Genomic DNA, 25617 nt, shown 5'->3' on the forward strand with positions numbered 1-25617 from the left:
CTTGTCGTTAAGCTCCCTTTTTTCGGTAAGCCTGCTTGTAAAAGTTCGTAAAATAGTCATTCGTAATCGCTTGCACTTGTTTGCTCAATAGAAGAACAGCAATGACGTTTGGTATGACAACAATAGCTAATAGAAGATCGAGAAATTGCCAAATAAATTGCAGCCCGCCGATGGCGCCAACGATGATGGCACCAATGTAAAGAAATCGCATTATTTTAGCAAATGTGGAACCGAACAAAAATTCTGCTTGCTTTTCACCGTAAAACACGATAACAACTACTGTCGTGATAACAAATAAAAACAGTGTCGCTGAGATAATGACACCAGCGGCGGAAGCGCCAAATACAGGTGATAAAGCAGCTGTTACCATTGTCGAAGCTTCATTAGGAGCAATTTTCTCCCAAACACCAGAAGTTAAGATGACAAGCGCAGTAATCGTACAAACTACTAGCGTGTCCACAATGACTTCAAAAACGCCCCAAAATCCTTGCTTGGCAGGATGATCGTTCATCGCAGCGGAATGTGCGATTGGTGCTGTCCCCATACCCGCTTCGTTGGAATAAAGACCACGTGCAAGCCCCCAACGAATGGCGGCAGCCACACCAGCTCCTGTAAATCCGCCGGCAGCTGAAATTGGTGTCAATGCATGTTTAAAAATAAGTGCAAAAGCAACAGGAAGTTCTTTTATATTGACTACAATGACAACAAGTGCACTTATTAAATAAATGATTACCATAAACGGAATTAATTTTTCCGATACTTTACCAATTGTTTTGATGCCGCCATACGTAACTAAGCCGACGAGAATCGCCACTATTACCCCTGTCCAAATAGGGTCAATATTGAACGCTCCTTTCATCGTCGTTGCAATCGAGTTGGATTGTACCATCGTACTAGCGACGATCTCTATCATTAAAGCAAATGCAAAAAAGGAAGCAAGCTTTTTCCAGCCTAAGCCTTTTTGTATATAATACATCGGACCGCCAACGTATTCGCCGTCTTCATTCCGATGCCGATAATGAAGTCCCAATACTACCTCAGAGTACTTAGTCGCTACGCCGATAAACGCTACGAGCCACATCCAGAAAATTGCTCCCGGCCCGCCGAGTGCTATTGCTACAGGGACACCAACTATATTCGCGGCTCCCATAGTAGAGGCAAGTGCTGATGTGGTTGCTTGGAATGGCGTTACGGTTCCAGGGCCATCATGTTTTGCAAAAATTTTTCCAAATGTTTGCTTCATGATATGCGGGAAATAACGAAATTGGAAAAAACGAAGTCGAAACGTTAAGATGATACCCCCACCTATAAGCAACAGCATCATAGGCCATCCCCAAATGATGCCTGTTGCCCGTTCTATCAATTGTGTAAATTTCTCCATCATGTCCTCCCTCTCATTTTAAAAATAGATTGCGAGATGTTCCTCCCCTTTGAATAAGACTGCCTGCTCATGATTGCAGGACGAAAACAATTGTGAGACTTTTATGTTTATTATTGACATTTCACATCCTATAGGAAGCGTTTTCATCGTATACAAAGAAAAAGTCTCCTATTAGAAAAACTCATCAACTTTCAAACAAAAAATTAGAAAAATCTGTAATATCTGCTCGCTGCATTTCCTTTGTAGAAATCTTTGCCAGTGAAAATGTCCTTATCCTGAAAATGCAAAAAAAGCACTATTTTTTTCACATAGTGGAATAAATTCCACATAGTAAAATATATTAAGTACTTTACATTAAAAACGATTTTCATTTGTTTGTCAATACATCTGCTGAAATTGCTGAATCAACAAAACACGATCAGGACCCCATTTTCTATGGTTTACATTAGATTGCTAGGTTAAAATGAAACTTCCATCAGTGGGGGTTTTCTCTCATCCACCACTGATAAAGAATAGAACAAAGGCTAAGATCGCAGGCGTCCTCGAAAAGGAAACCGCTTTTCTTCGTGCGTTGATCGCTACCGAATCTTTCCTTGTCCTGTTGCAACGCCCCATCCTCGAAAAAGGAGAGCACTTTTTCTTCATGCGATGCTGATTCAAGAGGCTTTCCTTAGCCCGAACCAATCGGACATTTGACTTTTAGTCATCCCCCACCTAGCGCTTCTGACTCCTCTTACTTCCCAAGGTGGGGGTCTTGACTCGCCAGTTAGATGTGGGATAAACAACTAATAATGATAGTGATTTGAAAAGGCCTCTATTTATGTCACATAACATAACAAAATATGCTACACTCGTATATAGAAAAAAATACAACTCTTTACTGCTCAGGCGATAAGACAAGCTAAAGGGGAAAAAATAAATGATTCAATCTATAAACCGTGCAATGCAAATTATTCATCTTCTTTCAGATCCTAAAAAAGAAAAATGGTCGATTACGGAAATAGCAGAACAAACAGAGCTGCCAATTAGCACCGTATATCGACTCATTCAATCGTTAATGCAACATCACTTAGTCATGCAAATACCGGATACAAAGCAATATAAATTAGGCTATATTTGGATGGAAATTGGATTAAAAATGTTCGAAAGTTTAGACATTCGTGTTGTTGCAAGGCCAATCATGGAGCAGTTAGCTGCAGATGTAGAAGAAACTGTCTACTTAAACCTCCCGAATGGCAATGAATCTATCATTATTGATCGAATTGACAGTCCACGCAATGTGAAAATAATTGATGTTATTGGTGAAAGAATCCCTATGCATATAGGAGGCGCCAACAAGACAATTTTAGCAAATATGCCCTCTCGTCAAATGAATGAAATATTAGAACAGCTCCTGCCCAATGAACAAGCAAGAAACACATTTGTAGAAAATTTGCTTAAAATTAAGCGACAAGGCTATGCCGTCAGCTACGGAGAAAAAACAAAAGGAACAATTGGAGTTGGCGCTCCTATTTTTGGGTTTGATGACAACGTACTTGGCGCTATTAGCATTGAGGTTTTAGCATACGATCTTACCAAGGAACGGATGACTTTTTTTATAGAAAAAGTGCATGATGCGGCCCATATGATTTCCATGAAGTTTGGGAAAGCTTGATGATATGCAAAAGTATATCTTTCTACACGAGGCCTTCATCAAGTTGGGACTAACATTAAACAAGCTTTCGATATCATCAAATCGAAAGCTTGTTTTCATTATGATTCGATCGCCACAAATTGCACCTTGTTCCCCCCCAGGCTGCGGCAACGTTGGCGGGTCTTTATCAATCTGAATAAAATCAACTGTGTCAGCTGCGATCAATTTCTAAATAGAATTTATAGCGTTCTCCCGCGTAGAAGGAACGTACATACTCGAAAGGGCTGCCGTTATCTAAGTGTGTAAGTCGTTCCACTTTTAAGATCGGCGCACTTTGTTCTATCTCGAGGAGGTCGGCAATTTTTTTATTTGATGCAGCGGCTTCAATCGATTGCTTCGCTTTTCCAATGGTAAGAGAAAGTTTTTTCTCAATCGCCTCGTACAAGGAATGCTCAATATCTTTTTCAGTCAAGGGAGACGCTATTGTCCACGGTATCGTCGTTGTTTCATATACCATTGGTACATCATCGGCTAAACGGACACGTTCTACCCATAGAACAGCATCCTTTTCTTTTAGCTGAAGCTGTGCCGCTTCTTCCTTACTCGCTTCTCTTTTGGAAAATGCAATCATGTTCGTTTTAGGCTGCTTCCCCTTTTTCTGTATGATATTCGTGAAGCTGGAAACAGAAAGCAGCTGTTGTTCCACTTTTACATCTGTGACAAAAGTACCTCTTCCCCTAACGGTTGTTAAAATCCCATCTTCTATCAATCCTTGAATGGCGTGGCGCACCGTCATTCTACTGACAGAAAGCTGTTGTGATAAACTGCGTTCAGAAGGAATGGCACTACCTATCATCCAGTCTCCATTTGTAATTTGTTCTTTCATATATCGCTGAATTTGCAAATAAATAGGAATGGATGACTGCTTATCAATCATCTGCTGCTTACACCTGTGAGAAGAGAAGCGGCGTCTTTATCTGTAATAATGATTGCGTTTGGATGCTGCTGCAATACAGAAGCAGGACAGTCTACGTTAACGGCGCCTTCCACTGTTTGTTTGATTGCTTCAGCTTTTTCAGCACCAAAGGCAAGCAAGATAATTTTCTTCGCTGCCATAATTGATTGAATTCCCATTGAAATCGCATGCGTTGGTACATCTTCTTCTTTTTCAAAAAAACGTTTATTCGCTTCTCGCGTAGCTGCAGCTAATTCAACAACATCTGTTTTTGAGGAAAAGGAAGTTCCCGGCTCGTTAAAGCCTATATGTCCGTTCGTGCCGATTCCTAATATTTGAATGTCTACAGGATTTGCTTGCAGCAATGCTTCATAATTCGCACATTCTTCTTCTAAGTTTTCTGCCATTCCATTCGGCAAATGTGTTTCCTTAAAATGAACTTTTGAGAAGAGATTTTCATTCATATAGTAGTGGTAGCTATTTGGATCATCTTTCGCTAGACCAACATATTCATCTAAATTAACTGTCGTAATCTCGGAAACATCTAATGCTGCATGGGCCATTTTATCATATAGCTTTAATGGTGTGCTTCCTGTTGCTAAACCTAATGTCTTTACTTCGTTAGCTTGAATAGCTGTTTTGATTAGTTGAAATGCTTTTTCTGCCCCTTCTTCTGGGTTGTTCACAATAATCGTTTCCATAGCGTTGCTCCTTTGTCAGTATTCCGAAAGCTTGCTCGCTTTTTATAAAAGATCTGCGCATTTCGGTAAGGCAAAGTGGTTGAAAGACATACACTTCTGCATGAATGATACACCATCATCATCATAACATTTTTTCTGCAAAAATAGATGTAAAAATGGCAGATATATCTTTTATATGAATTTTTTATGACTTGCCGCCAAGTCTGAAAGCTTGTTTAACGTAAAAGTCTGCATCCATAAGGACTAAATCTGCATCTTTTCCAGTTTGAATGGCGCCTTTGTTTTCCAAGTGAAATTCGCGAGCTTGGTTCCCTGAAGTCATCATAACCGCTTCTTCAACAGAACAGCCAGTAAACGCCATTATATTACGGAATGCCTGATCCATTGTCAGTACACTGCCAGCGAGGGATCCGTTTTCCAGTCTTGCCTCTCCATTCGCAACAATCACCTTTTGACCGCCTAACTCGTAATCACCGTCTGGCATTCCTTTCGCACGCATCGCATCTGTTATGACACATATTCCTTTCGCACCTTTCAGCTTGTAAGCAAGCTTCACCATATCTGGATGAATATGAATGCCATCAACAATCATTTCCACTTGTATTTTTTCTTCCAGCAGCACATGTCCTGCAACACCAGGCTCTCGGTGATGCAACCCTCTCATCCCATTAAATAGATGCGTACAATGAGAAGCACGGCTATGCTTTAATTGACTGCGCAGTGCATCCGAATGACCAACTGATGGAACAATTCCTTGTTCGATCATCCACTCTTCAAAAACTTTCGCCCCAGTTGCTTCCGGTGCATAGGTTACAAGCTTAATGAGTCTTCCAGAAGCTTCATGCCATTTTTTAAATAAGTTTGGATCTGGTTCACAGATACAGTGAATCGGCTGTGCACCTGCTCGTTTATCCGAAATAAATGGTCCTTCAAGATGAATGCCAGCAATTGCTTTATCATGCTCTGCCGCTTTTTGAACCGCCTGCAAAGCTGTTTCAATTGCGCTATGCTCCTGTGTGATCGTTGTTGGAAAATAAGTTGTAATTCCTTCTTCTAGCATTCTTTTGCCCATTTCATGCAACTTGTCAACATCAGCATCCATCACATCGACGCCATAGCCGCCATGTGTATGAACGTCAATCATCCCAGGAATAACAGATTGATTGCTTCCATCAATCATTTGATCTGTCTGATTTTTTTTATAGCACTCCATTGGTCCTACTTCAAGAATTTTTTCTGCAAAGCGGACATAACCATGATCGATTTTTCCTTCTCCTGTATAAATAGCAGCGTTGATAATTGTTTTTATGTCCATCGTTCATCCTCCTAGAAGTGGTCTATACCAGCAGTATAACATGAGAATAGCTAAAAAGGAAGAAAAATCAATTCAATCCTTTTGCCCATACTCAAATAAAGTAAAACTTCCATCAGTGGGGGTTTTATCTCATCCACCACTGATAAGAAGTAGAACAAAGGCTAAGATCGCAACGTCCTCGAAAAGGAAACCGCTTTTCTTCGTGCGATGTGTCGCTGCCAAAGCTTTCCTTGTCCTGTTGCAACGCCTTTGTGACCGACATCCTCGAAAAAGGAGAGCACTTTTTCTTCGTGCGATGCTGATTCAAGAAGCTTTCCTTATCCTGTCGGCCCGAACCAATCGGACATTTGACTTTCAGTTATCCCCACCTAGCGCTGATTCCTCTTACTCCCCGAGGTGGCGGTCTTACTGCCAGTTAGATGTGGGATAAAGAAAAGCGAACGCTTTTTACGTTCGCCTGTCCAATAGCCTAGCGCAGTACTTTTATACGCTCTTCTACTGCTGGAATTTCTTTTCCTGCTTTTAAATATTCAAGCAGCACTGTTGCGTATTCATCGTTGCTATCAAATTCAATCTTATCTGAGCTGAACATTTCATATCCATCGCCGCCAGCTGCAATGAAATCATTTGTGGCAACGGTATAGGTTTTATTAGCTTCTAAAACTGCGCCATTGATAACTACTTCTTGTACACGCTTGCCGGCTGGTTTTGCTGGATCAAAAGCGAAGCTTAATCCAGAAACATGGAGGAAACCGCCATTTTCGCTTGCTTTTATATCATCTGGGTTAAATAGACGGACAGAATGCTCCAGTGCTGCCTTTATTTCTGCGCCTGTCAATACTGCTTTTACCGCTGTATTATCAAATGGGAAAGCTGCATAGACATCTTTGCGTTTCACATCACCAGCTTCAATCGTTGCACGAATTCCTCCACCATTTGTAAGGGCAATATCTGTGTCAAGCGCATACCGCAAAGCATCAGCGATAAGGTTGCCAAGATTTGTTTCTTGCGTCCTTACATACAAACGATCACCCTCCAGTTTTACATTTACGTTAGCGACTGATTCTCCCATCATCTTATCAACCTTTTCCTGATAAGGCTTTATGACAGCAGCAATGTTTGGATCTTCTTGTTTATCACTACTATCTCGATAAAGGAATCCATTGACGCCAATGAGCTTCTCATCATGAAAAATCAAGTTTGCCTGTCCTAATGCTTTCCCGTGTTCATATGATTGCGTCACATAGCCATACTTTCGCTTTTCTGGCGTTTCAATTGTCGTATGACTATGCCCCCCAAACACAACAGCTATCTCTGGTACTTGATCTGCGATCTTTATTTCTGTTTCATAGCCCGAGTGGGAAAGAACCAAGATCTCATCGACTTTTCCCGCTAGTTCTCGCACGACCTTTTTTGCAGTCGCTACTTCATCAGCAAACGTAATGCCTTTAATGCCATTTGGATGCGTTTTCACTTCCGTATCAGTAGCAGTAAGACCAATGAGGCCAAATGTCTTGCCACCTTTTTCAATGATCGTATAAGGAGGCAGAAAATGCTCGCTATTTTTCATGATATTGGCGCTAAGCAATGGGAAATGAAACTGATCCTTTAATGCTAAAAGACGATCTTGGCCATAGTTAAAATCATGATTTCCAGCTGCCATCGCATCATATTGAATCGCATTATAAATTTCTGCCAATGCCTGGCCTTTATCCATGATGACATAATTCGTTCCGTGTATCGTATCTCCGTTGTCTACAACAAATGTAGGATTTTTTGCACGGACATCGTTAATGATTTTCGCTATTTTTGCGAAGCCTAATTCTTTATTTTCTGGATTGTGAAGAACACGTCCGTGCGTGTCGTTCGTATGAATAACCGAAATAATGTCAAATGATTCCTTAAAAGATTTGATCAATTGGTTCACATCATCCATGTTTTCGAAGACTGCCTGTGGTTGAAACTGCGGATGTGATGTGTCAATAAGTCCTAAAGCTGCCGCAGCTGCTAATTCATTTTTATAATCTGCCCTTATGCTATCTTTATCTGTAAATCCTGTTAATATTTCCACATCGTAATCATCCCTTAAATTTAAAGCGCGAATAAGAAAAACGTACGCTTGTTCACGAGTAACTTTTTCATTAGGGGCAAAAGAGGATGCTGTCATGCCTGCCGCTATATTTGTCCGATAAGCAGCCTCAATATAAGGATTCAATTTATCATCAATATCGGCAAATGGCAGCTCTTTTCCTGGCTGCAGATCGATGCCAAGTTCTGTCACAAGTGTTTGAATAAATTCGCCTCGTGAAATTTCTTTATTGCTTGCCTCGGCAGCCTCTAAACTAAAACCTGCTGAAGCGAGCAGCAATATGATTCCAGCTATGATTGCACGTTTCAACCTATTCATTTTTGTTTCTCCTCCCTTTTTTATGAAGCTATTCGATTTCATTATAGCTTGATTCATATTCGTTTGGAGAATATTCCAATTAATTTAACAATATATGATAAAAAAGATAGAAGTTTCAATTTGCTTATGATGAAAGAGGAGGGCTTTTTACTTAAGCAGTTCAAAGGATTTTCATCCTTTCTAAAGGCTTATCCTTAACATGTTTCCGATTCGATGAAAATATCAAAATTAAAAAATGCTAAGCCTGCCGTAATTGGCAGCTTAGCATTTGTTTTTTTATTTTGCGGCTAGCATAGGAAGCTCCATCACTAATTCACCGCCGATGTCGATTTCACCGTTAAAACGAAAACCAAATTTTTCATACAATGTTTGTGCATGTTTATTTTCTTTAAAAATACTTAAATAAATTGTTTTTGGTTGATAAACAGCTTGAATATGATCAAGCAGGCATTGCATTGCTTTTTTTCCATAGCCTCTGCCTTGAAATTGCTTATCGATCATAAATCGATCAAGCCAGACTCTTCCAGTCTGTTTATGCAAACCATACATGGCAAAACCTATTAATGCTTCTCCATCATATAATCCAACAGCTGTCCATCCTGCCTCAAACTTAGATTGTGCTAATGAATAAGCATTGCTCTCAATAAATTCTTTTTGGTCTTCATTTACAGAAAGCATTGCTACTTGATCCCAATTATCAGCATTTACCTCTCTAATAAAGAGGTCCATGATTCCATCTCGCTTTCTTTTTTCTTCATATTTGAATCCTTATTAGCACATAAATTACAATTCATGAGCTGTTTGCTATTTATTGTGTCCCAAATCGTCATTATATGAGCACATGAAATGATAAAGTGAAACTTCCTTCAGTGGGGGTTTTCTCTCATCCCCCACTGATGGTTAGTTGAACCAATCGGACATTTACTGGCAGTTATCCCCCACCTAGACTTTTCTTGAGGTGGGGGTCTTACTGCCAGTTAGATGTGGGATAAAATAAGCAATTATATAATTCAGTGAACGAGACAAATGCAGAAATCATCTGTCTTACTTTTGATCTTCGATGACCAATCCAAACAAAATCATATCAACAAAAGCGGATAATCCTTCTTCAACAGATATACTATTTTTCATAAAAAATTGCTGATCAAGCGTCGCATTCGTTGCATCGGTAATAAGTTTGACAGCCAAAGCAATATTGATATTTTTTAATATGCCTTCTTTGATGCCTTGTTCTATTAAATCACCTAATTGATCCCAATTGTGTAGAGCCCTATTTACTTTTTCCCATTGTTCTGGATAAAACCGCTTCATTTGTTCAAGGATACGCAAATCATAGAACTCATTGTTATTCGGCAAGACTGTAATAACACCTTTTATTTTCTCAATCAATGTTAGGCTTTCGTCTTGCACAATCTGCTCCGTCTTTTTATCAAAATCGGCTAAAGATTGGTCAATAATCAAATCGAGAATTTCACGCTTTGAAGAAAAGTGCTCGTAAAGTGTCCTTTTACTAATACCGAGTCTTTTTGCTAAGTCATCCATCGTAAATTTTATGCCCTTATGATGGATTTCTTCGATAAACGCCTTCGCGATACGATTCTGCAAGCTTTTTCCCCCTCACTGAAAACTATATAAACATAAATAGTTTTATCAGTTTAATAATAACATAATGAGCATACAGAAGCAATCAAACGGTTTTTATGCAATTCTGCATAAAAAAAAACGCTCCTCCTAAATAGGAAGACACGTTTTTTCAGTCTTCAGTTGGAAAAAATTCCATCAAATGCTGAAGGTTCTCCATAAACTCATCATCTAATCGGAGCGCCGTCTTCTTTACTGTTGCGATGTTGTAACGGCTTATGAGCCCTGTTTCACGAAAATCCAGCCCCTGTGCTTTTGATTCTCCAAGGCTGTTCCATTCTATTGCCAACGTTCGTTTACTTTCGGTATTTGTTAAATATGTCAACTGGACTGTCAAGTTGCCTGGAAATATTCCTTCGGCTCGAAGTTCTGGAAGCTCCTCATCATGATCATTTTCTGATGACAAGTTTTCACATCTTCCACGAAGCAATTGCAATACATATAAGTCACTTATAAGGTAAGCATTTAAATAGGGAGCATTCCAGCTTCTTGTAAGCCGCAGCGTTCCGTCATGTTTTTCATGATGTGCAAAGGCTTCCAACTTTGGGTAAAAGGCATGCTGCTGTAAATCAAAATAAAGATAAACTTCTTTTGAGCGAAGGGGTTCTGTATCTTTTTTGTAATAGTGCAGCAAATAATAGCTTAATGGAAAATAAATACGTGTGCTCTGGGATAAAATAGGTGCTATTTCTTCCAAAGCAGACGAGACTAAAATCGTCTGATGATGAGGGAGGGTCGAAACGTCCTTTATCGGTTCATCCACCACTAAGACAGCTTCTTCCATGTCAAAGAAATCTTCCGCACCAATAATGACTTCCATATATTGTCCACCTCCTCGTGTTCGTTTTTTCTATTTTGTCACTTCCCATTCGCTTCTATGCAAATCTGTTCATCTTACGTTCCATTGGGCTTCTGGAGTTTTAATCTTCAGCCCCTATTGTACAAAAGTTTATAATCGCAGGAACTTAAAAAAAGCCGCTTTTTTCTTCTGCGGTGCTCATTCAAGAAGATTTCCTTATCTTGCAGCTCAAACAAAGCAGGAATTGACTAGAAAAGAAGAGATGAGAAAAACTCCCATCTCTAGAACTGTTAGATGTGTGACAATACTACAATAAGCTAGTGCTTTTTTTCAAAGGCGCCATTTTTACATACCTATTTTCATCAAAATCAGAGAGTGAAAAATTGGAGATAAATAGCTCACTACCGACATTTTCTCGTTGTGATGTAATGGAATAGTACCATTCTTCTTGATTAATAAAATGTGCCCACGAATACAATGATCTCGTTTCTTCACAATTATCAATTGTCAATAAAAATGGATGCTTGCATACTTTTAATAGCTCTGATAGCTCTTGATGTTCCTTCATTGTCATAAACTCTTTGTAGAGTTGTTTTCCTTTCGTGTAATAGGGCGGGTCAAGAATAATAAAAACATCATCGCCGTCCGCTTCTACAATTGCTCGATAATCTAATGCTGTAATGGTAGTATCTTGCAGCTTTTTTGAGCAATCATCTATTCGTTGACATAATAAATCTGGGTTCCAGCGGCAATCGATTTTATACTTTGATGATTGCTGCAAGCCGCCAATCGGATTGGCGGAAATAATTCCAGAAAAATTCGTACGATTAAAAAATAAAAACATAAAAGCAATCTCTAGGGACGTTGATGGGGTAGAAGCCTTCATTTTCTTCCATAGATCAATTGTCGGTCTGCATTGCTTAATGCGTTCCTTCAACTTCTCCGGCTCATCACGAACGATCTGAAAAAATGCAGCTACAGAATGATCTTTATCATTTAGCCAGTTAAAAGACACTTTCGGTTTACCGAAAAAAATAGATCCACTCCCCAGAAAAGGTTCACGGTATTCTTGATGTGGAATAAAATAAGGGACAAACCTTTTGAGCACTTTACTTTTTGAACCGGGGTAACGAAGAGGTGAATGTATTCGGTCTATTGCTGCCATTTGATCACCTCTCTTCTCTTAAAAAACTAGTTGCATTAATATATAAAAACAGTTCTCCCTTTCATATTACATGAAAATGATAAAGATAGGTATTTCTAGGTGTTTATGCGTCTTTCATAGCAGTCATTTTCCTATTGGATTATCCTAGAATGAAGTAAATGTTGCATTCTAAGTATTCAGAAGCAAATAACATTCTTTTTAAAGTTGCTATCTTGAAGCACTCATGTTAAGATTATTTATACTTAATATGTATCAGATTTTATAATTCACGTGTTATCAGGGATTATATGTAAAATGATATATAGTCCGCGGTAACATGTGAATTTTTTTACAGCGGCATTAAGTGCACTATTTATATACGGAGGTTTTCGAAATGAATCAAGGTACAGTAAAATGGTTTAACGCAGACAAAGGTTTTGGATTTATTGAAGTTGAAGGTGGAGACGATGTATTCGTACATTTTTCCGCAATTACTGGTGACGGATTTAAAACGCTTGAAGAAGGTCAAAAAGTGAGCTTCGACATTACAGAAGGAAATCGTGGACCACAAGCAGAAAACGTAGCTAAATTATAAGAAACGTAACAAAAAGCTATTGACATTGTGTCAATAGCTTTTTTCGTTTGACTATACAAAAGTCATGTTGAAACATGCGGGACTACTCTTTTGTCATCTATTAAGATTTTGCTGCTTGTGTATTCCCTGTTGTTTTTGCCGCTTTTATCCTTATGAGCATCATAACACTTGCCAATAAGATCATCGCTCCAAAAATATAAGGGATATTCATATTGATATCGAATAGAGTGCCGGCAATCGCGGGACCAATCATATTGCCAATCGACATGTATGCATTATTCATTCCAGCAACATATCCTTGTTCATCTCCAGCCATTTTTGATAATAATGTATTAAGCGCTGGACGGACTAAGGAAGTTGCTGTAAAGAACATAAGCGCTACAATAAGAACAATGAAGAATCCTTTCACAAACAGCATCAAAATCATCGAAGTAGCTGCGAGGATAAAGGTCATGATCATGACCTTTCTTTCACCAAAGTAACGGATCATTCTATCAACAACAGCTGCCTGAATGATGACTCCTAATAAAGCGCCTGCCGTAATAATGATTGAAATATCCTTCGGTGTAAAGCCAAACTTGAGATCAACAAATAATCCAATCACTGTTTCAAAATTGGATAAGCCAAATGCTAATGTAAATACGAGGACTAGCAGCATAAAATAAGGAGCCTTAAAAGACCTTGCTAACTGCTGAAATATATTTTCCTGTTTTTTCTTTGTATTCCTTGCCTTTATTTGTTCTGTTTTTGATAACGTTTCGGGTAAAAATAACAACGATGTAACCGTTGCGATACAAGCAATCACTGCTGATGAGTAGAATGGGACACGTAAGCCAAAATCGGCAAGAAAGCCGCCAATCCCAGGGCCAATGACAAATCCCAATGACATCGCTGCTCCAAGCATCCCCATCCCTTTTGCTCGTTTTTCTATCGTTGTGATATCAGCTACATAAGCCATCATTGGTGGAATCATAAAGGCAGCCCCCATTCCTCCAAGCAGCCGTGATACATAAAGCACCCACATTTCTGTGCCAGCTGCAAATATAAACTGGGAGGCAGTAAAGCACGCCAATCCGATAATAATCATAAACTTGCGCCCATATTTATCTGAGAGCTCCCCACCAAGCGGCGAAAAGAAGAATTGTGTAAATGCGAAGGCAGCAACCAAATAGCCCATAGACTGTCCACCTACACCAAACTCTTCTAAAAATCTCGGCATGATCGGAATAATTAAACCTATTCCTATCATCGCAATTAGCATATTTATCATTAAAATAACTAACGAAAATGTCGGTCGTTTTCCCTCTTCCATTTTTTTATCTCCCTAATGTAAAAATTAAAATTGTTGTTCCTCTAGCAGCATGGAAGAAATCCAGTCAATACGAGCTATCAATATTTAAAGCTTGAGACAACTTTTCTCTGGCTGCTTCTAACTCGTTCACTTCTGCAAGATTGCGCAGCATCCCTTTTATCATCGCTGGCCGCGGTTCCATTTCCATCAGCTCATGCTCCAAAATTTCCAGTGATTGTAATGCTTCTTTTAATTTGTTTTTATCTAAAGAGATTTTCTTTATACTTTCTTTTATTTCTTTTATGATGACTAGCGGGTGCTGCTTTTCTTCAAATAACTCTTTATTGTGTATCGGCCAAAGGTCATTGATAATAGGCTTGCCTTTTTCCTTCAGAATCCCTTCTACAAGAAAATCAAATTTTTTTATTAAGAAACGAGGTAAATACGCTAGATCAACAGATAACTTCTCTATTGTAATTAAATTGATAAATGCTGAGATCATTCCAGTTAAGAGCAGTAGACAATCTAGTGCATAGGGTTCTATTTCGGAACCGTAGATGCCAATAAAATAATTTTTCAGCCACTCTGTCTGCTCAACATTTTTTGTACGAATATATTCCTTTATTACATCACTTTTTAAGCCAATGATTTCCTGCATTTGCATGCGATAAAATTCATGATATTCAATAGCAAGTTTCAGTTGAACTTCCACTGTCTTCGTTAACTTTTCCTTTAAACTTAAATGGTCGTCTTGATCTATGAATATCATTTGTTCATCAACTAACTGAAAGTAATATTTGAATATTTGCAGGAGCAGCTCTTCCTTCGATTTAAAATAAATATACAAACTGCCTTTGGACATTTCACATGTATCTGCAATTTCCTTCATTGATGTCTGGTGATAACTTTTCACTGAAAACAACTTCATTGCCGTCATTAAAATCTGTTTTCTCTTTTCATTGTGCTTCATGCTCAGTTTTATTACCTACTTTCGACCTAGTGGTTCTACTGATGACTGCATCGTAAAGAAGTATAATAATAGCATAGCAAAAAGCGTTTTTCAATCATTTTTTTCGCAAAGTTTTCTGCTTGTAATTATTTTAATGCCGATTCTATGATCATTTATCTTAATCAAAAAAACGGAACGATCTTTGTCCCGTTTATTCCTATATGAAGACGAGTAAGAGTATCGCTAATTCCCATTTCTCTTCGTTCGTCTTCATTTAACTAGCTTTCATAAACATTGAATATTATAAATTTTCCAACTATTGGTTTGAAACGATGCATTTATCGGCAGCGCAATTGATTTATATATACATTCCAATTCCAGGTCCAAATGGAATCCCTAAGAGAGCAAATATAAGCAACAGGATAATCCAGCATCCCAGGAAAAAGAGACTATATGGCAGCATTAACGAGATCAATGTGCCGAGGCCAGCCTTTTTATCATACTCCCTCATAAAGGCTAAAATAACAACCATGTATGGATTTAAAGGAGTAATAATATTTGTTGACGAGTCTGCAATCCGATAGGCAGCTTGAATAAAAGCAGGATGATAGTCAAGCATTGCGAACATGGGGATGAAAATAGGTGCTTCCAACGCCCATTGTGCTGAACCGCTAAAAATAATTAAATTTAGGATGGAGGTTAATAGTGTAAAACCGATTACAACTGGTATACCTGTCAGGTCAATAGATATAAGAAATTCTGCTCCATTCACTGCTAGCCATGTTCCCAAGTTGCTCCATTCAAAATAAGCGATAAATTGAGAAGCTGCAAAAATTAATACAATGTAGCCTGACATATCTCTTATTGCTTCCCCCATATATTTTGGGATATCTCTCGTGCTTGTTATTTTTTTTACTGTTTTTCCATAAGCAACACCCATCGTTATAAAGAACAATATAATGATCGGCACAATCCCATCTATAAAAGGGGAAGGAAGGATGCCGCCTTCTTCGTTTCTTAATGGTGAATGTGGCAATAGCAGTATAAAGACAACCACCGCTATAAAGCCAAGGCCCGCTAAACAAGCATTTCTTAATCCTCTTGCTTCTATAATAGAAATTCCTTCCATCTTTTTTTCTAGCTTGTTTGTATATACACCAAGCTTTGGTTCAATGAGTCTTTCTGTAATCCAAGCCCCAATGATGGAAAGCATGATAACTGAAACACTCATAAAATACCAGTTATCTACTGGTGTCACAACAATGTCAGGACGAATTCCTTTTATCGCCTCTGTTGAAATCCCTGATAGCAGCCCATCTGTTCCGGCAATGATAAAATTAGCTGTGAAGCCAGCTCCTGCTCCAGCAAATCCAGCAGCAAGTCCGGCTAATGGGTGTCGGCCAATCGTATAAAACACCATTGCTGCTAACGGTGGAATAATGACAAAAGCAGCGTCAGAAGCAATATTACCCATTATGCCCACAAAAATAACAGCGTAGGTAACCAACGATTTCGGTGCATGAAGAATGGTTCGTTTTATTGCTGCTTCCAGCAGTCCTACTTTTTCAGCAAGCCCAATTCCAATCATCATTGCCAGTACAAGACCAAGCGGTTTAAAGTTGGTGAAATTCGGCAGCATAGAAGTTAACATGTATTGAAGCCCTTCACCGGAAATCAAGCTTTTAATTGGAAGAACTTCCTTTGTTCCAGGATGAACAACCGTTACATGAAAAGCGCTTACAATACTAGAAACAATTATGACGATGAGCATTAAATAAACGAATATTATAAAAGGATCAGGCAGTTTGTTTCCAATTCGTTCAATGCCATTTAAAAATCTAGTTAAACCTTTTGATTCTTTTGTTTCCAAGTTAGGCAAAGCCATGTTGACAACTCCTTTTAAATCTTATTAGCGGTTTTCTTTGTCATACCTTATCAAGTAAATGTTTAATAGACGGAATATTCTTTCTATTATTCGTTATAAAGTGAAACTTCTGGGGGTTTTCTTTCATCCCCCCATACAAAGGATCTCAAGCTAAAAGCGCGACGTCCTCGAAAAAGGAAACCGCTTTTTCTTCGTGCGATGTATCACTGCCAAAGCTTTCCTTGTCCTGTCGCAACGCTTGAGTGACCTACGTCCTCGAAAAAGAAGAACACTTTTTCTTCGTGCGATGCTGATTCAAGAAGCTTTCCTTATCTGTAGGCCCGAACCAATCGGACATTTGACTTTCAGTTATCCCCACCTAGCGCTTCTGATTCCTCTTACTCCCCGAGGTGGGGGGCTTGACTTGCCAGTTAGATGTGGGATAAAAAGGAGCTTTCTAACATAGCGAAGGAGCATTTCTTGTACTAGTTTTTGTATATCTATGACCTAAATCGCAAAATGGAACGAACATTGTTCTTATGCATACATCTCCTGACCTCCGAATTGGTCAGGATGATGATGCAAGCATTGTCTTCTATAAGGTGCATTTAAGCTATGCTAAACGAGAGAAATCAAGGGAATTCCCCCCTGAATGATCTAGCATTTAATGGCGAGAAGAGAGGTGAACAATTAGCATAATAATAAAGGCCTAACCTTCACAAGCGCTCTTACAGCTTTTCTCTGTACTTAAATGAATAGCAGCTTATAAATTTTCCGCGGACGTCCACGATGACCTGACTGCTCCTCTCCAGTGATAGCAACAAGACCAAGCTTCTCTAACTCTGCTAAGACACGGCGTCCATTTCTTTCTGAACTTTTCAGCCAAGTTGCAATGTCGGTCGAAGTGACAAATATTTTCTTATAATGGTTCGCAAGCGCCTCTATTTTTGATACAACAGCTGGACTAATAGAGGCATCTTTAAAACGTTCTTCCCATCCCTCTCCCCATTTGCGCGGAGAAAAGGTAATAGCTCCCTCGTTAGGTTTCTGCTCCGTTACTTCTCTATCTTCATTGACAATCACGAAAATTTCTTCTGACTGCCTTCTAGCGTATTGAAAAGCAAAACGCAGATTTTGCTCTGCATCTAACACTGTAAGTCCGTAGCCTAAGGCCACTCTAACAGCCAACTCGCTTTGAATCTTGATTCTTTCAATAAGCGAGTGTATCCCTTTTTCATTTAAATGAAGGCTTAATTCTCCCCTTGTCGTATAAATGAAAAATAAGTCATCTCCTATTTGGACAAAAGAACCTTTAATGTCTTCAGCAAAATCGAGCAAAACACGTGTTAATTCAAGCTTGCGGTGTTTTTCACGGTATGAAAAATGATCATTTGCTTTTGTTTTTGTGTCATGAATCATTTCGACGCCAAACACTGCTAATTGCGACTTTTGATATTTGACTGAAAGGCCTCTTTCCTTTAAAAGATTTAAGACAATTTGAATCGAAATATTAGACGGCTTTACACGATAACAAGGAATTCCAAGCGCTTTTAGTTGATTATAGACGGATTTTAAACAAGTAATTGCGACATCAATTTCCCCTTTATCATATAAATCTTGATGAAAAGCAATCAGTCTTTCGGAAGGCAAGTAACCTGTATAAGGATAAGAAAAAAATTGCAACGCTTGAAGTGAATAAAGCTCTTTACTTGCAGCAATCTCTGATTCTGCTATTGTATCGATGCTAAAGCGCCGCAGTATTTTTCCTTCCGCAACAATGCTTTCAAGCAAGGTGGCAAAAAAACTAGAACCATGCAAAGGTGGGTAGCTTCCTTTTCCCTCAGGAAGCACGCCATGTGTACGTGCATAATGATACGGTGCTTGTCCAGAAAAAAGCCACTGATCAACGATATGGTCATTTTCTTTTATAATCCGAATTGTGTCCTCTGTTTGTTCATAAGGGAATGGAATCATCTCAATATCCTTATCGTCTTTGCCGAACAACATAATATGATCAAGTGAATCGTGCGGCCCCACTATTCCCAATCGTATTTTCAACTTTTTTTCACACCTATCTGCTAAGATGCCGGCTCTGTGAAAGAAAATGTGCCTGCTTCCTGTTCAAGATATGCGGCAACGATTTCCGTTCCACGTTCTAAGTCTTGAAGAGATGCATGCTCATCTTGATGATGGCTAATTCCATCTCTACACGGAATAAAGAGGAGTGCGGTTGGCCAATTTTGAGCCATATTCATACAATCATGCCCAGCTCCACTATCCATTTCAAGACATTTGTAGCCTAGTGATTCACTTATTGATCTCAGCTTCTTTCTTTGCTCAATAGGCAAATCAATAGAAGGCTGATCAACAAGCGTCTCCAATTGGATTGTAACATGATATACTTTTTCAAGATAGGTACATTTTTCCATTATTTTCGTTTTCATTACCTTTTTTAAGCTGTCATCGACACTACGAATATCAATACCTAATTCCACTTTAGCAGGAATAACGTTCATCGCATTTGGAAGCAAGCAGATCGTACTAACCGTTGCGACAAGGGGAAGTTCCCCTTTTTCAGATAGCTGTTCGCTCGTTTCTGATACATATGTGATGAGAGGAGCGGCTGCAACAAGCGCATCCCGCCTTTTTCCCATCGGAGTAGAACCAGTGTGGCCTGCCATTCCATTAATCGTTAATTTCAAGCGAATGGGACAAGCGATCCCCCTTACTACCCCAACATTGACCTGTGCGTCTTGAAGCTGTCTCCCCTGCTCTATATGTAATTCAATGAAGCTTTTAATCTCTTGTTGTGGACGCGAAGCGCTGTTAATTTTTGACCAGCATAATCCTCTTTCTTCGACTGCTGCCTGCAAAGAAATTCCCACTTCATCCTTGATATGAGCAACTTCATCGGGATTCAGGACACCTGTCATCGCCTTGCTACCAATCGTTGAGATGCCAAAACGAGCTGATTCCTCCCCTGCAAAACAAATAACTTCAATTGGATATGTTGGAATAAACCCTTGATCTTTCAGTTGCTTCACTGCGCCTAGACCACAGAGCACTCCTGCTGTACCATCGTAGCCTCCTCCGTTTTTTACTGTATCGAGATGAGAGCCCGTTGCTACAGCTGGGAGATTTCGATGATGTTCTGGCTCCCATCTTGCAATACAATTTCCCGCTTCGTCACGACGAACATCAAGTTCGAGCGTTCTTGCAATCTGGAAAAATCGTTCCATCGCTTGCCACTCTTCTTCACTATACGCAGGCCGATTAAAACTATGGGACTGCTTCATTGTCGCTACATGGTTTAGTTGATGTAAATGCGTTTTTAACCACTCCTTCACAATATCCCCCCTTTTTTCCTCCTCTGATATACGATTTAGCCGAACACTTTTATTTGCTAATTTTCTGACAACAATAAGATTCTTGCTAATAATTCGACTGCAACAATTAATACATTTTCATCAAAATCAAAAGCGGGATGGTGATGTCCATTTGTAATCGGTGTACCAAATAATAAATAAACTGCCTTTCCACCTCGTTTTTGAACTGCTCGCATCATCAAAGTTGCATCTTCTGAGCCGCCAAACGGTACTTCTGGAATCACACGATTAATTCGCTTGCTATCTTTGCATACATTTTCGATTCTGGAAATCCATTCCTTATCACAAACAGCATCGATTGTTTTCCCGACGACATCTATTTTTGTGGAAACTTGGTACATGTCCCCGGCTGTTTCTATTATTCTTCTAGCAGTTGTCTCCATGTAATCATTGAGTGCTTCTGTTTCACCGCGGGTTTCCATTTCCATTCGGCCAGTATCTGAAATGATATTTCGGCCCGTCCCAGCTTCTAATCTACCGATATTAATTCTCGTCATGCCAGCAGAATGTCTGGAAATGCCTTGCAAGTGTAAGCTTGCTGCTGCACAAGCCAATAATGCATTTTGGCCTTTTTCAGGTTCGATTCCAGCATGAGCAGCTTGGCCTTTAAAAGAAATATCCATTTTTGTGGATGCAAGAAATTGAGTCGTATTTGCTGCTACCTCGCCAATCTGCAAAGGATAGATGCCAATATGCCCACTAATAAATTCATCAACGTCATCGAGCCACCCTTGTTGTACCATGGCAGCTGCTCCACGTCCGCCTTCTTCCGCAGGCTGAAATAATAATGTGATTTTTCCCTTTAAATCATGCTGAAAATGCTTCATACAATACGCGAGGCCAAGACCAATCGCCATGTGTCCATCATGGCCGCAAGCATGCATGATTCCTGATTCGTTAGAGCTAAAGCCTTTTACAAAAGGAGCATGTAAAGCATCGCACGCTTCTGTTATTGGCAGTGCATCTATGTCAAAACGAAAAGCAACGTGTTTCCCAGGCTTCCCAGTATCCCATTGTGCGGCGAGTCCTGTCTTTCCGCCTTTCATTTTCGCAAGCCAGCTTTCAGGGACTCCTGCTTTCTTTGCTTTTTTTTCAGCTGCTGTTAATATTTGTGTATGAGGAAGTCCCATTTTTTTTCTATTCCCTACTGCATCTTCCCCTACTGCAATCTTCATCCCAAGCTTCTTCAGCTCTTTGCCGATCTGATAAGTTGTCCAATATTCAGTCCATCCAATTTCTGGATAACGATGAAACGCCCTTCTCCAACTTTTTAATTGCGGCTCTAATTGCTTGATAAAGCCATTAAGCTTCATTTCAATAGCTAATGTATTCATGAGGCTGTCCACTTTTCATTTTTTAGCATATATAGTGCTTCAATCGCAATGTTTGTCATCAGCTCTGTTCCAATTGAAAGTGCATCCTCATTTAATGAAAATCCGGGATCATGAAGAGGTTTTTGCCATTCCTTGTTTTTTAATTGAGTTCCTAGCCAAAAGAAGGCTCCTGGATATTTTTCGAGATATCTTGCAAAATCTTCCCCTCCTAGACTTGGCTGAATATCTGGCGTTCCTTCTTCTCCTAATGCAGCTTGGGCTGTTTTCTTTACAAGATTCGCCCACTTCCTAGAATTGACCGTAGCTGGGTAACCGTCATAATAAACTACTTTTGCTTCTGCCCCCATCGCTTTGGCAACGCTTTCAGAAATAGCATATAAATGTGCTTTTGCTTGTTGCTTTGTTTCATTTCTAAAGGTTCTAAGTGTTCCTTCTAAAGTGACTACATCAGCTATCACATTGTAGCGATAACCACCATCTAGTTTTCCAATTGTCAGCACAACGGCATCTAATGGATTTAGTTTTCGACTTACAATCGATTGCAATGCTGTTACAATCTGACTAGCTGCAACAACCGCATCTACGGTTTGATGCGGCATACTTGCATGCCCCCCAGACCCCGTTACGGTAATAACAAAACGATCAGAATTACCCATCATTTCACCCGCGCGAATACCGATTTGTCCTACTGGCAAATCGGGCCAAACATGCTGGCCAAAAATGACATCTGGAATATGCGTCTTAAATACACCGTCATCCATCATTGGTTTTGCTCCGCCTATTGGACTTTTCTCTTCAGCTGGTTGAAAGACTAATAGAATCTTTCCTGGCAGCAATTCCTTCACTTGATTCAAAATATAGCCAGCTCCTAAAAGCATGGCAGTATGAGCGTCATGCCCGCACGCATGCATGATGTTCGGATGTACAGAGGTAAAAGCATCGTTATTTTCCTCCTGAATAGGAAGTGCATCGAAATCTGCTCTTAAAGCAATTGTTCCACCTGGCTGTCCTCCTTCGACTATTCCTAGTACACCTGTTTTAGCAAAGCCAGTTTCAAAAGGAATATGATATGCCGCTAGTCTTTCTTGGATCAGCTTGGAGGTTTCTACTTCTTCACCGCTTAATTCAGGATATTGATGAAGATGCCGACGGATGTTTAATACTTCAGGTGCAATCAACCGCAGTGCATCCTTTACTTTTTTATTCATGTTTCATCTCCTCTCATTTCAAATCGATTTTTAAGCCTATTATCTATTTAAGGAAATTATCCTTAAAAGTCCGTTAATTGCTATTATAAAAGATGATGATAAAAAATGCACTTGTTTTTTTAAAAAATTTTTAAAAAATAAAGTGAAACTTCCATCAGTGGGGGTTTTCTTTCATCCCCCATACAAAGGATCTCAAGCTAAAAGCGCGACGTCCTCGAAAAAGGAAACCGCTTTTTCTTCGTGCGATGTATCACTGCCGAAGCTTTCCTTGTCCTGTCGCAACGCTTGAGTGACCAACATTCTGTTGGCCCGAACCAATCGAATATTTGACTTTCAGTTATCCCCCACCTAGCGCTTCTGATTCCTCTTACTCCCCGAGGTGGGGGGCTTGACTTGCCAGTTAGATGTGGGATAAAATCCAAGTTATTTGAAAAATTTTCATTAAAAAAAAGCAGTGAAGATGCATCACTGCTTTTTTATTTCGATTATCAGTAATTCTATCAATCTGTTGTTTCAATTACGCGTTTTGCGCCTGCATACTTTGGCCCCCAATAAGAGCTGTCTAATGAAGCTACTGAAACGCCTTGATCCTCTGCACTGATAAATTCATTGTTTCCTAAGTATATACCTGTATGTGAAATGCCTTGCTTATATGTATTTTGAAAAAAAACTAAGTCTCCTGGTTTTAATGAATCCTTTTCAATCGGTGTTCCAACGTTGAATTGTTCAGCTGATGTTCTCGGAAGGTCTGTGCCAAAATTCTTATACACGTACAAAATATAGCCTGAACAATCAAATCCCGAACTTGGCGAATTTCCACCGTACTTATATTTTACACCTTTAAATTCTAATGCATAATTAAGAATATCTTGTGTTTTAGTAGATTCTGCCGCACTCGCTTTATGTGGATTTACTGAACTAAAAGCAACGAATAAAAGTACTGTCAAAAAAAAGACGATATTCCTTTTCATTCTTTTAACCACCTCGATTGATGTCATTAATTAGCTTGTCTTCTTGTTAAAAACATCTTAACAGATATTTCGAGGATTTTATTTTACAGTTACATTACATTCATGTTTCAGGGTAATATTTTGCAAAATAATAGGGTTTAATTTGTTAAAGCATAGCAAATGCTGTAATGTATTGATTCTCTTCATGGCAGAAAAAGCTTAAGAGAGACATTATTCATGGAAAAAACATCGACTTTTGAATCGGAGATCTTTTTTTCCTTTTTATTCTTCATTGATTTATTCTTATAAACCCCATTATTACAGCATTTGTATGCATTAAAAAAAAGCTCCTGTCAACATAAAATGTTGTCAGAAGCCTTAAAATGAGGATATAAAAGTGGTGGTATTTTTAGCTGCGTTTAATGAACAGAAATAGTAGGGGGAGAATGAAGCAAACGATATTTTCTTTCTAGTTGATGGAGTTTATTTTCCGCAGTATTTAGGCGGTTTTCTAGACTAGAAGCTTGTTGTCTTGCTTTTGCCAATTTTAGAAGGATGTCTTCAACTAACAATTCTAGCCGTTCGATTCTTTCCTGTTCTGTCAATCAATCACCTCGTTCACTCTCTTATTAAAGTAAATAAGATTTGACTAGGTTCACCTCCCTTTACTTTTTTTCTGGATATAAATCGATAAATGGGATTACTTCGTGGCGAATCGTGGAGGATCACGGTATTCTGTGGGTTTTTTTCCAAGGAAACGTACAGATTCTGCTATTACTTCGGTAATATACACCTTTATGCCTTCTTGATTTTCATAATTTCTTGTTTGAATCCTGCCAACTATGCCAATAAGAGAACCTTTTTTGCAATATTTTGACGTATTTTCCGCCACTTTATGCCAAAGTGTACATAATACAAAATCAGCTTCCAACTCTCCATTGCGGTTCTTATAATGTCGAGTTAAAGCAAGGGTAATATTTAAAACTGATTTTCCTTCTACTGTTTGGCGAAGAATTGGGGCTTTTGTTAGTCTTCCCACTAACGTGACCTGATTCAGCACATTTTCTCAACTCCTTTCTATCTAATTACCTATATTCTAAAAGAATAATCTTGTAAAGTAAAATATCGAAAATGCTTTTTTTATGTCGCTTTATTCTTCAAAATAGTGATATCACGGTAAGAGAGTTTCTTTTTCCAGCCATTTTTAAATAAAAATAATGAAAATAAACTTTTTTATATTTTTATTAACAGGCAAGAAAATTCTCATCTCAAATACTAAATAACATAGAGCATTATGTAGAGATTTGGATCGACGCGATAAGAGTTGATCAGATGGAAAATTTCCCATTGTCGAATGTTTTATTCTTTCTTGCATTTTTAGGGAAGAAAATTCATGAAGAGCTCCTTTTCGTATATGGTATAATTTATAAAACAGAATTTGGAGGAACGAATATGAAAACGTTTAAAATCGTTGCCTTGCAAATAATAGAAGATAATAACATAAAAGATATTCCTTTAATGGATGGCCTCATTATTAATAAAGAAGATGAAAAACAGACATGGCTGATTGAAGCTTATATTGATGCGCAGTATTATGATTACTTTGGTCAAGCCCAACAAAAAAATGGCGACATCGATATTCAAGTTGTCATTACTCATGAAGCGAACGATCCTGCGCCATTTAAAACCCATATTCATTCTATAAACAAGCTTGGCAATTGTATGAGTGTGTTATTTGAAGGGCATTTAAAAGCTGAACGCAATGAATATGCGGAATTAATTTTGAGCAAGCTTCTTGCAGAAGGTCTTAGTGGGGAAGCACTACTGAGGGAATTCAAACAACGAATACGAGTCAAGCCACGGCTCGCAGTTAAAAAAACAACATCCTAATAAATTAAAGTGAAACTTCCATCTGTGGGGGTTTTCTCTCTTCCCCCACTGATGGTTAGTTGAACCAATCGGACATTTACTGGCAGTTATCCCCCACCTAGACTTCTTCGAATCCTCTTAACTCTTGAGGTGGGGGTCTTACTGCCAGTTAGATGTGGGATAAAACTGAATATA

Annotated in this window: 22 protein-coding genes; 3 read left to right on the forward strand and 19 right to left on the reverse strand. The window is 39.0% G+C overall.

Annotated features, from left to right (window positions below; all coding sequences use genetic code 11):
- Positions 1–7: 7 nt before the first annotated feature.
- Positions 8–1381, reverse strand: coding sequence for an alanine/glycine:cation symporter family protein (locus J2S08_RS15145; RefSeq protein ID WP_307230940.1), 1374 nt, complete (start codon positions 1379–1381; stop codon positions 8–10).
- Between the two features lie 919 nt (positions 1382–2300).
- Here J2S08_RS15145 and J2S08_RS15150 point away from each other — a divergent pair.
- Entirely contained in the window at positions 2301–3035 is a 735-nt protein-coding gene (locus J2S08_RS15150; RefSeq protein ID WP_307230942.1) for an IclR family transcriptional regulator, read from the forward strand.
- Positions 3036–3225: 190 nt separating this feature from the next.
- Here the strand turns inward: J2S08_RS15150 and J2S08_RS15155 are convergent, their stop codons facing one another.
- The 8 genes from J2S08_RS15155 to J2S08_RS15190 form a co-directional block, all read right to left on the reverse strand.
- Positions 3226–3951 (reverse strand): GntR family transcriptional regulator, encoded by a 726-nt coding sequence (locus J2S08_RS15155; protein WP_307230943.1) that lies wholly within the window; start codon positions 3949–3951, stop codon positions 3226–3228.
- Complete coding sequence (gene nagB, locus J2S08_RS15160; RefSeq protein ID WP_307230945.1) at positions 3948–4670, reverse strand: glucosamine-6-phosphate deaminase; 723 nt, start codon at positions 4668–4670, stop codon at positions 3948–3950. The genes J2S08_RS15155 and nagB overlap by 4 nt, the downstream gene beginning before the upstream one ends.
- Before the next feature lie 184 nt (positions 4671–4854).
- Positions 4855–5985, reverse strand: coding sequence for an N-acetylglucosamine-6-phosphate deacetylase (gene nagA, locus J2S08_RS15165; protein ID WP_307230947.1), 1131 nt, complete (start codon positions 5983–5985; stop codon positions 4855–4857).
- Between the two features lie 469 nt (positions 5986–6454).
- Positions 6455–8392, reverse strand: coding sequence for a 5'-nucleotidase C-terminal domain-containing protein (locus J2S08_RS15170; RefSeq protein ID WP_307230948.1), 1938 nt, complete (start codon positions 8390–8392; stop codon positions 6455–6457).
- A 276-nt stretch (positions 8393–8668) separates the two neighbouring features.
- Positions 8669–9121, reverse strand: coding sequence for a GNAT family N-acetyltransferase (locus J2S08_RS15175; protein ID WP_307230950.1), 453 nt, complete (start codon positions 9119–9121; stop codon positions 8669–8671).
- Positions 9122–9436: 315 nt separating this feature from the next.
- A complete protein-coding gene (locus tag J2S08_RS15180) occupies positions 9437–9997 on the reverse strand; it encodes a TetR/AcrR family transcriptional regulator (RefSeq protein ID WP_307230952.1) in 561 nt (186 codons plus the stop codon).
- Positions 9998–10145: 148 nt separating this feature from the next.
- Positions 10146–10853 carry a hypothetical protein gene (locus J2S08_RS15185; RefSeq protein ID WP_307230954.1) on the reverse strand — a complete coding sequence of 236 codons (708 nt, stop codon included), beginning with the start codon at positions 10851–10853 and terminating at the stop codon, positions 10146–10148.
- A gap of 286 nt (positions 10854–11139) precedes the next feature.
- Entirely contained in the window at positions 11140–11997 is an 858-nt protein-coding gene (locus J2S08_RS15190; RefSeq protein ID WP_307230956.1) for a DNA adenine methylase, read from the reverse strand.
- 373 nt (positions 11998–12370) lie between these two features.
- On the opposite strand from J2S08_RS15190, the gene J2S08_RS15195 reads away from it, so the two are divergent.
- Positions 12371–12571 (forward strand): cold-shock protein, encoded by a 201-nt coding sequence (locus J2S08_RS15195; RefSeq protein WP_307230958.1) that lies wholly within the window; start codon positions 12371–12373, stop codon positions 12569–12571.
- Between the two features lie 100 nt (positions 12572–12671).
- On the opposite strand, the gene J2S08_RS15200 is transcribed toward J2S08_RS15195, so the two are convergent.
- From J2S08_RS15200 to J2S08_RS15245, 10 genes are all read right to left on the reverse strand, one after another.
- Positions 12672–13883 (reverse strand): MFS transporter, encoded by a 1212-nt coding sequence (locus J2S08_RS15200; RefSeq protein WP_307230960.1) that lies wholly within the window; start codon positions 13881–13883, stop codon positions 12672–12674.
- A gap of 64 nt (positions 13884–13947) precedes the next feature.
- Positions 13948–14832: a TetR/AcrR family transcriptional regulator gene (locus J2S08_RS15205; protein ID WP_307230961.1), complete on the reverse strand. Its 885-nt coding sequence runs from the start codon at positions 14830–14832 to the stop codon at positions 13948–13950.
- Between the two features lie 337 nt (positions 14833–15169).
- Positions 15170–16696 (reverse strand): AbgT family transporter, encoded by a 1527-nt coding sequence (locus tag J2S08_RS15210; protein ID WP_307230962.1) that lies wholly within the window; start codon positions 16694–16696, stop codon positions 15170–15172.
- 726 nt (positions 16697–17422) lie between these two features.
- A complete protein-coding gene (locus J2S08_RS15215; protein ID WP_307230964.1) occupies positions 17423–18733 on the reverse strand; it encodes a hypothetical protein in 1311 nt (436 codons plus the stop codon).
- Between the two features lie 20 nt (positions 18734–18753).
- Positions 18754–20022: a M20 family metallo-hydrolase gene (locus J2S08_RS15220; RefSeq protein ID WP_307230966.1), complete on the reverse strand. Its 1269-nt coding sequence runs from the start codon at positions 20020–20022 to the stop codon at positions 18754–18756.
- Between the two features lie 56 nt (positions 20023–20078).
- Positions 20079–21395 (reverse strand): amidohydrolase, encoded by a 1317-nt coding sequence (locus J2S08_RS15225; RefSeq protein WP_307230968.1) that lies wholly within the window; start codon positions 21393–21395, stop codon positions 20079–20081.
- Positions 21392–22603: a M20 metallopeptidase family protein gene (locus J2S08_RS15230; protein WP_307230970.1), complete on the reverse strand. Its 1212-nt coding sequence runs from the start codon at positions 22601–22603 to the stop codon at positions 21392–21394. Before J2S08_RS15230 ends, J2S08_RS15225 begins: the two co-directional genes overlap by 4 nt.
- A 500-nt stretch (positions 22604–23103) precedes the next feature.
- Positions 23104–23574: a C40 family peptidase gene (locus J2S08_RS15235; RefSeq protein ID WP_307230972.1), complete on the reverse strand. Its 471-nt coding sequence runs from the start codon at positions 23572–23574 to the stop codon at positions 23104–23106.
- 398 nt (positions 23575–23972) lie between these two features.
- Positions 23973–24158, reverse strand: a complete 186-nt coding sequence (locus tag J2S08_RS15240; protein ID WP_307230974.1) for a hypothetical protein — start codon at positions 24156–24158, stop codon at positions 23973–23975.
- A 95-nt stretch (positions 24159–24253) separates the two neighbouring features.
- Complete coding sequence (locus J2S08_RS15245) at positions 24254–24613, reverse strand: single-stranded DNA-binding protein (protein ID WP_307230975.1); 360 nt, start codon at positions 24611–24613, stop codon at positions 24254–24256.
- 392 nt (positions 24614–25005) lie between these two features.
- On the opposite strand from J2S08_RS15245, the gene J2S08_RS15250 reads away from it, so the two are divergent.
- The gene (locus J2S08_RS15250; RefSeq protein WP_307230976.1) at positions 25006–25443 is read left to right on the forward strand and encodes a YwpF-like family protein; all 438 of its coding nucleotides are present in this window, start codon (positions 25006–25008) and stop codon (positions 25441–25443) included.
- Positions 25444–25617: the final 174 nt, after the last annotated feature.

Source organism: Bacillus chungangensis (genome assembly GCF_030812995.1).
Classification (GTDB): domain Bacteria; phylum Bacillota; class Bacilli; order Bacillales; family Bacillaceae_C; genus Bacillus_CF; species Bacillus_CF chungangensis.

Coding starts and splice junctions, on each gene's coding strand:
- J2S08_RS15185 (WP_307230954.1), bottom strand. CDS start 10,853: ATGGAAGTCATTATTGGTGCGGAAGATTTCTTTGACATGGAAGAAGCT.
- J2S08_RS15250 (WP_307230976.1), top strand. CDS start 25,006: ATGAAAACGTTTAAAATCGTTGCCTTGCAAATAATAGAAGATAATAAC.
- J2S08_RS15235 (WP_307230972.1), bottom strand. CDS start 23,574: ATGAAAAGGAATATCGTCTTTTTTTTGACAGTACTTTTATTCGTTGCT.
- J2S08_RS15205 (WP_307230961.1), bottom strand. CDS start 14,832: ATGAAGCACAATGAAAAGAGAAAACAGATTTTAATGACGGCAATGAAG.
- nagA (WP_307230947.1), bottom strand. CDS start 5,985: ATGGACATAAAAACAATTATCAACGCTGCTATTTATACAGGAGAAGGA.
- J2S08_RS15200 (WP_307230960.1), bottom strand. CDS start 13,883: ATGGAAGAGGGAAAACGACCGACATTTTCGTTAGTTATTTTAATGATA.
- J2S08_RS15210 (WP_307230962.1), bottom strand. CDS start 16,696: ATGGCTTTGCCTAACTTGGAAACAAAAGAATCAAAAGGTTTAACTAGA.
- J2S08_RS15195 (WP_307230958.1), top strand. CDS start 12,371: ATGAATCAAGGTACAGTAAAATGGTTTAACGCAGACAAAGGTTTTGGA.
- J2S08_RS15150 (WP_307230942.1), top strand. CDS start 2,301: ATGATTCAATCTATAAACCGTGCAATGCAAATTATTCATCTTCTTTCA.
- J2S08_RS15170 (WP_307230948.1), bottom strand. CDS start 8,392: ATGAATAGGTTGAAACGTGCAATCATAGCTGGAATCATATTGCTGCTC.
- J2S08_RS15225 (WP_307230968.1), bottom strand. CDS start 21,395: ATGAATACATTAGCTATTGAAATGAAGCTTAATGGCTTTATCAAGCAA.
- J2S08_RS15190 (WP_307230956.1), bottom strand. CDS start 11,997: ATGGCAGCAATAGACCGAATACATTCACCTCTTCGTTACCCCGGTTCA.
- J2S08_RS15230 (WP_307230970.1), bottom strand. CDS start 22,603: ATGAATAAAAAAGTAAAGGATGCACTGCGGTTGATTGCACCTGAAGTA.
- J2S08_RS15145 (WP_307230940.1), bottom strand. CDS start 1,381: ATGGAGAAATTTACACAATTGATAGAACGGGCAACAGGCATCATTTGG.
- J2S08_RS15155 (WP_307230943.1), bottom strand. CDS start 3,951: ATGATTGATAAGCAGTCATCCATTCCTATTTATTTGCAAATTCAGCGA.
- J2S08_RS15175 (WP_307230950.1), bottom strand. CDS start 9,121: ATGGACCTCTTTATTAGAGAGGTAAATGCTGATAATTGGGATCAAGTA.
- nagB (WP_307230945.1), bottom strand. CDS start 4,670: ATGGAAACGATTATTGTGAACAACCCAGAAGAAGGGGCAGAAAAAGCA.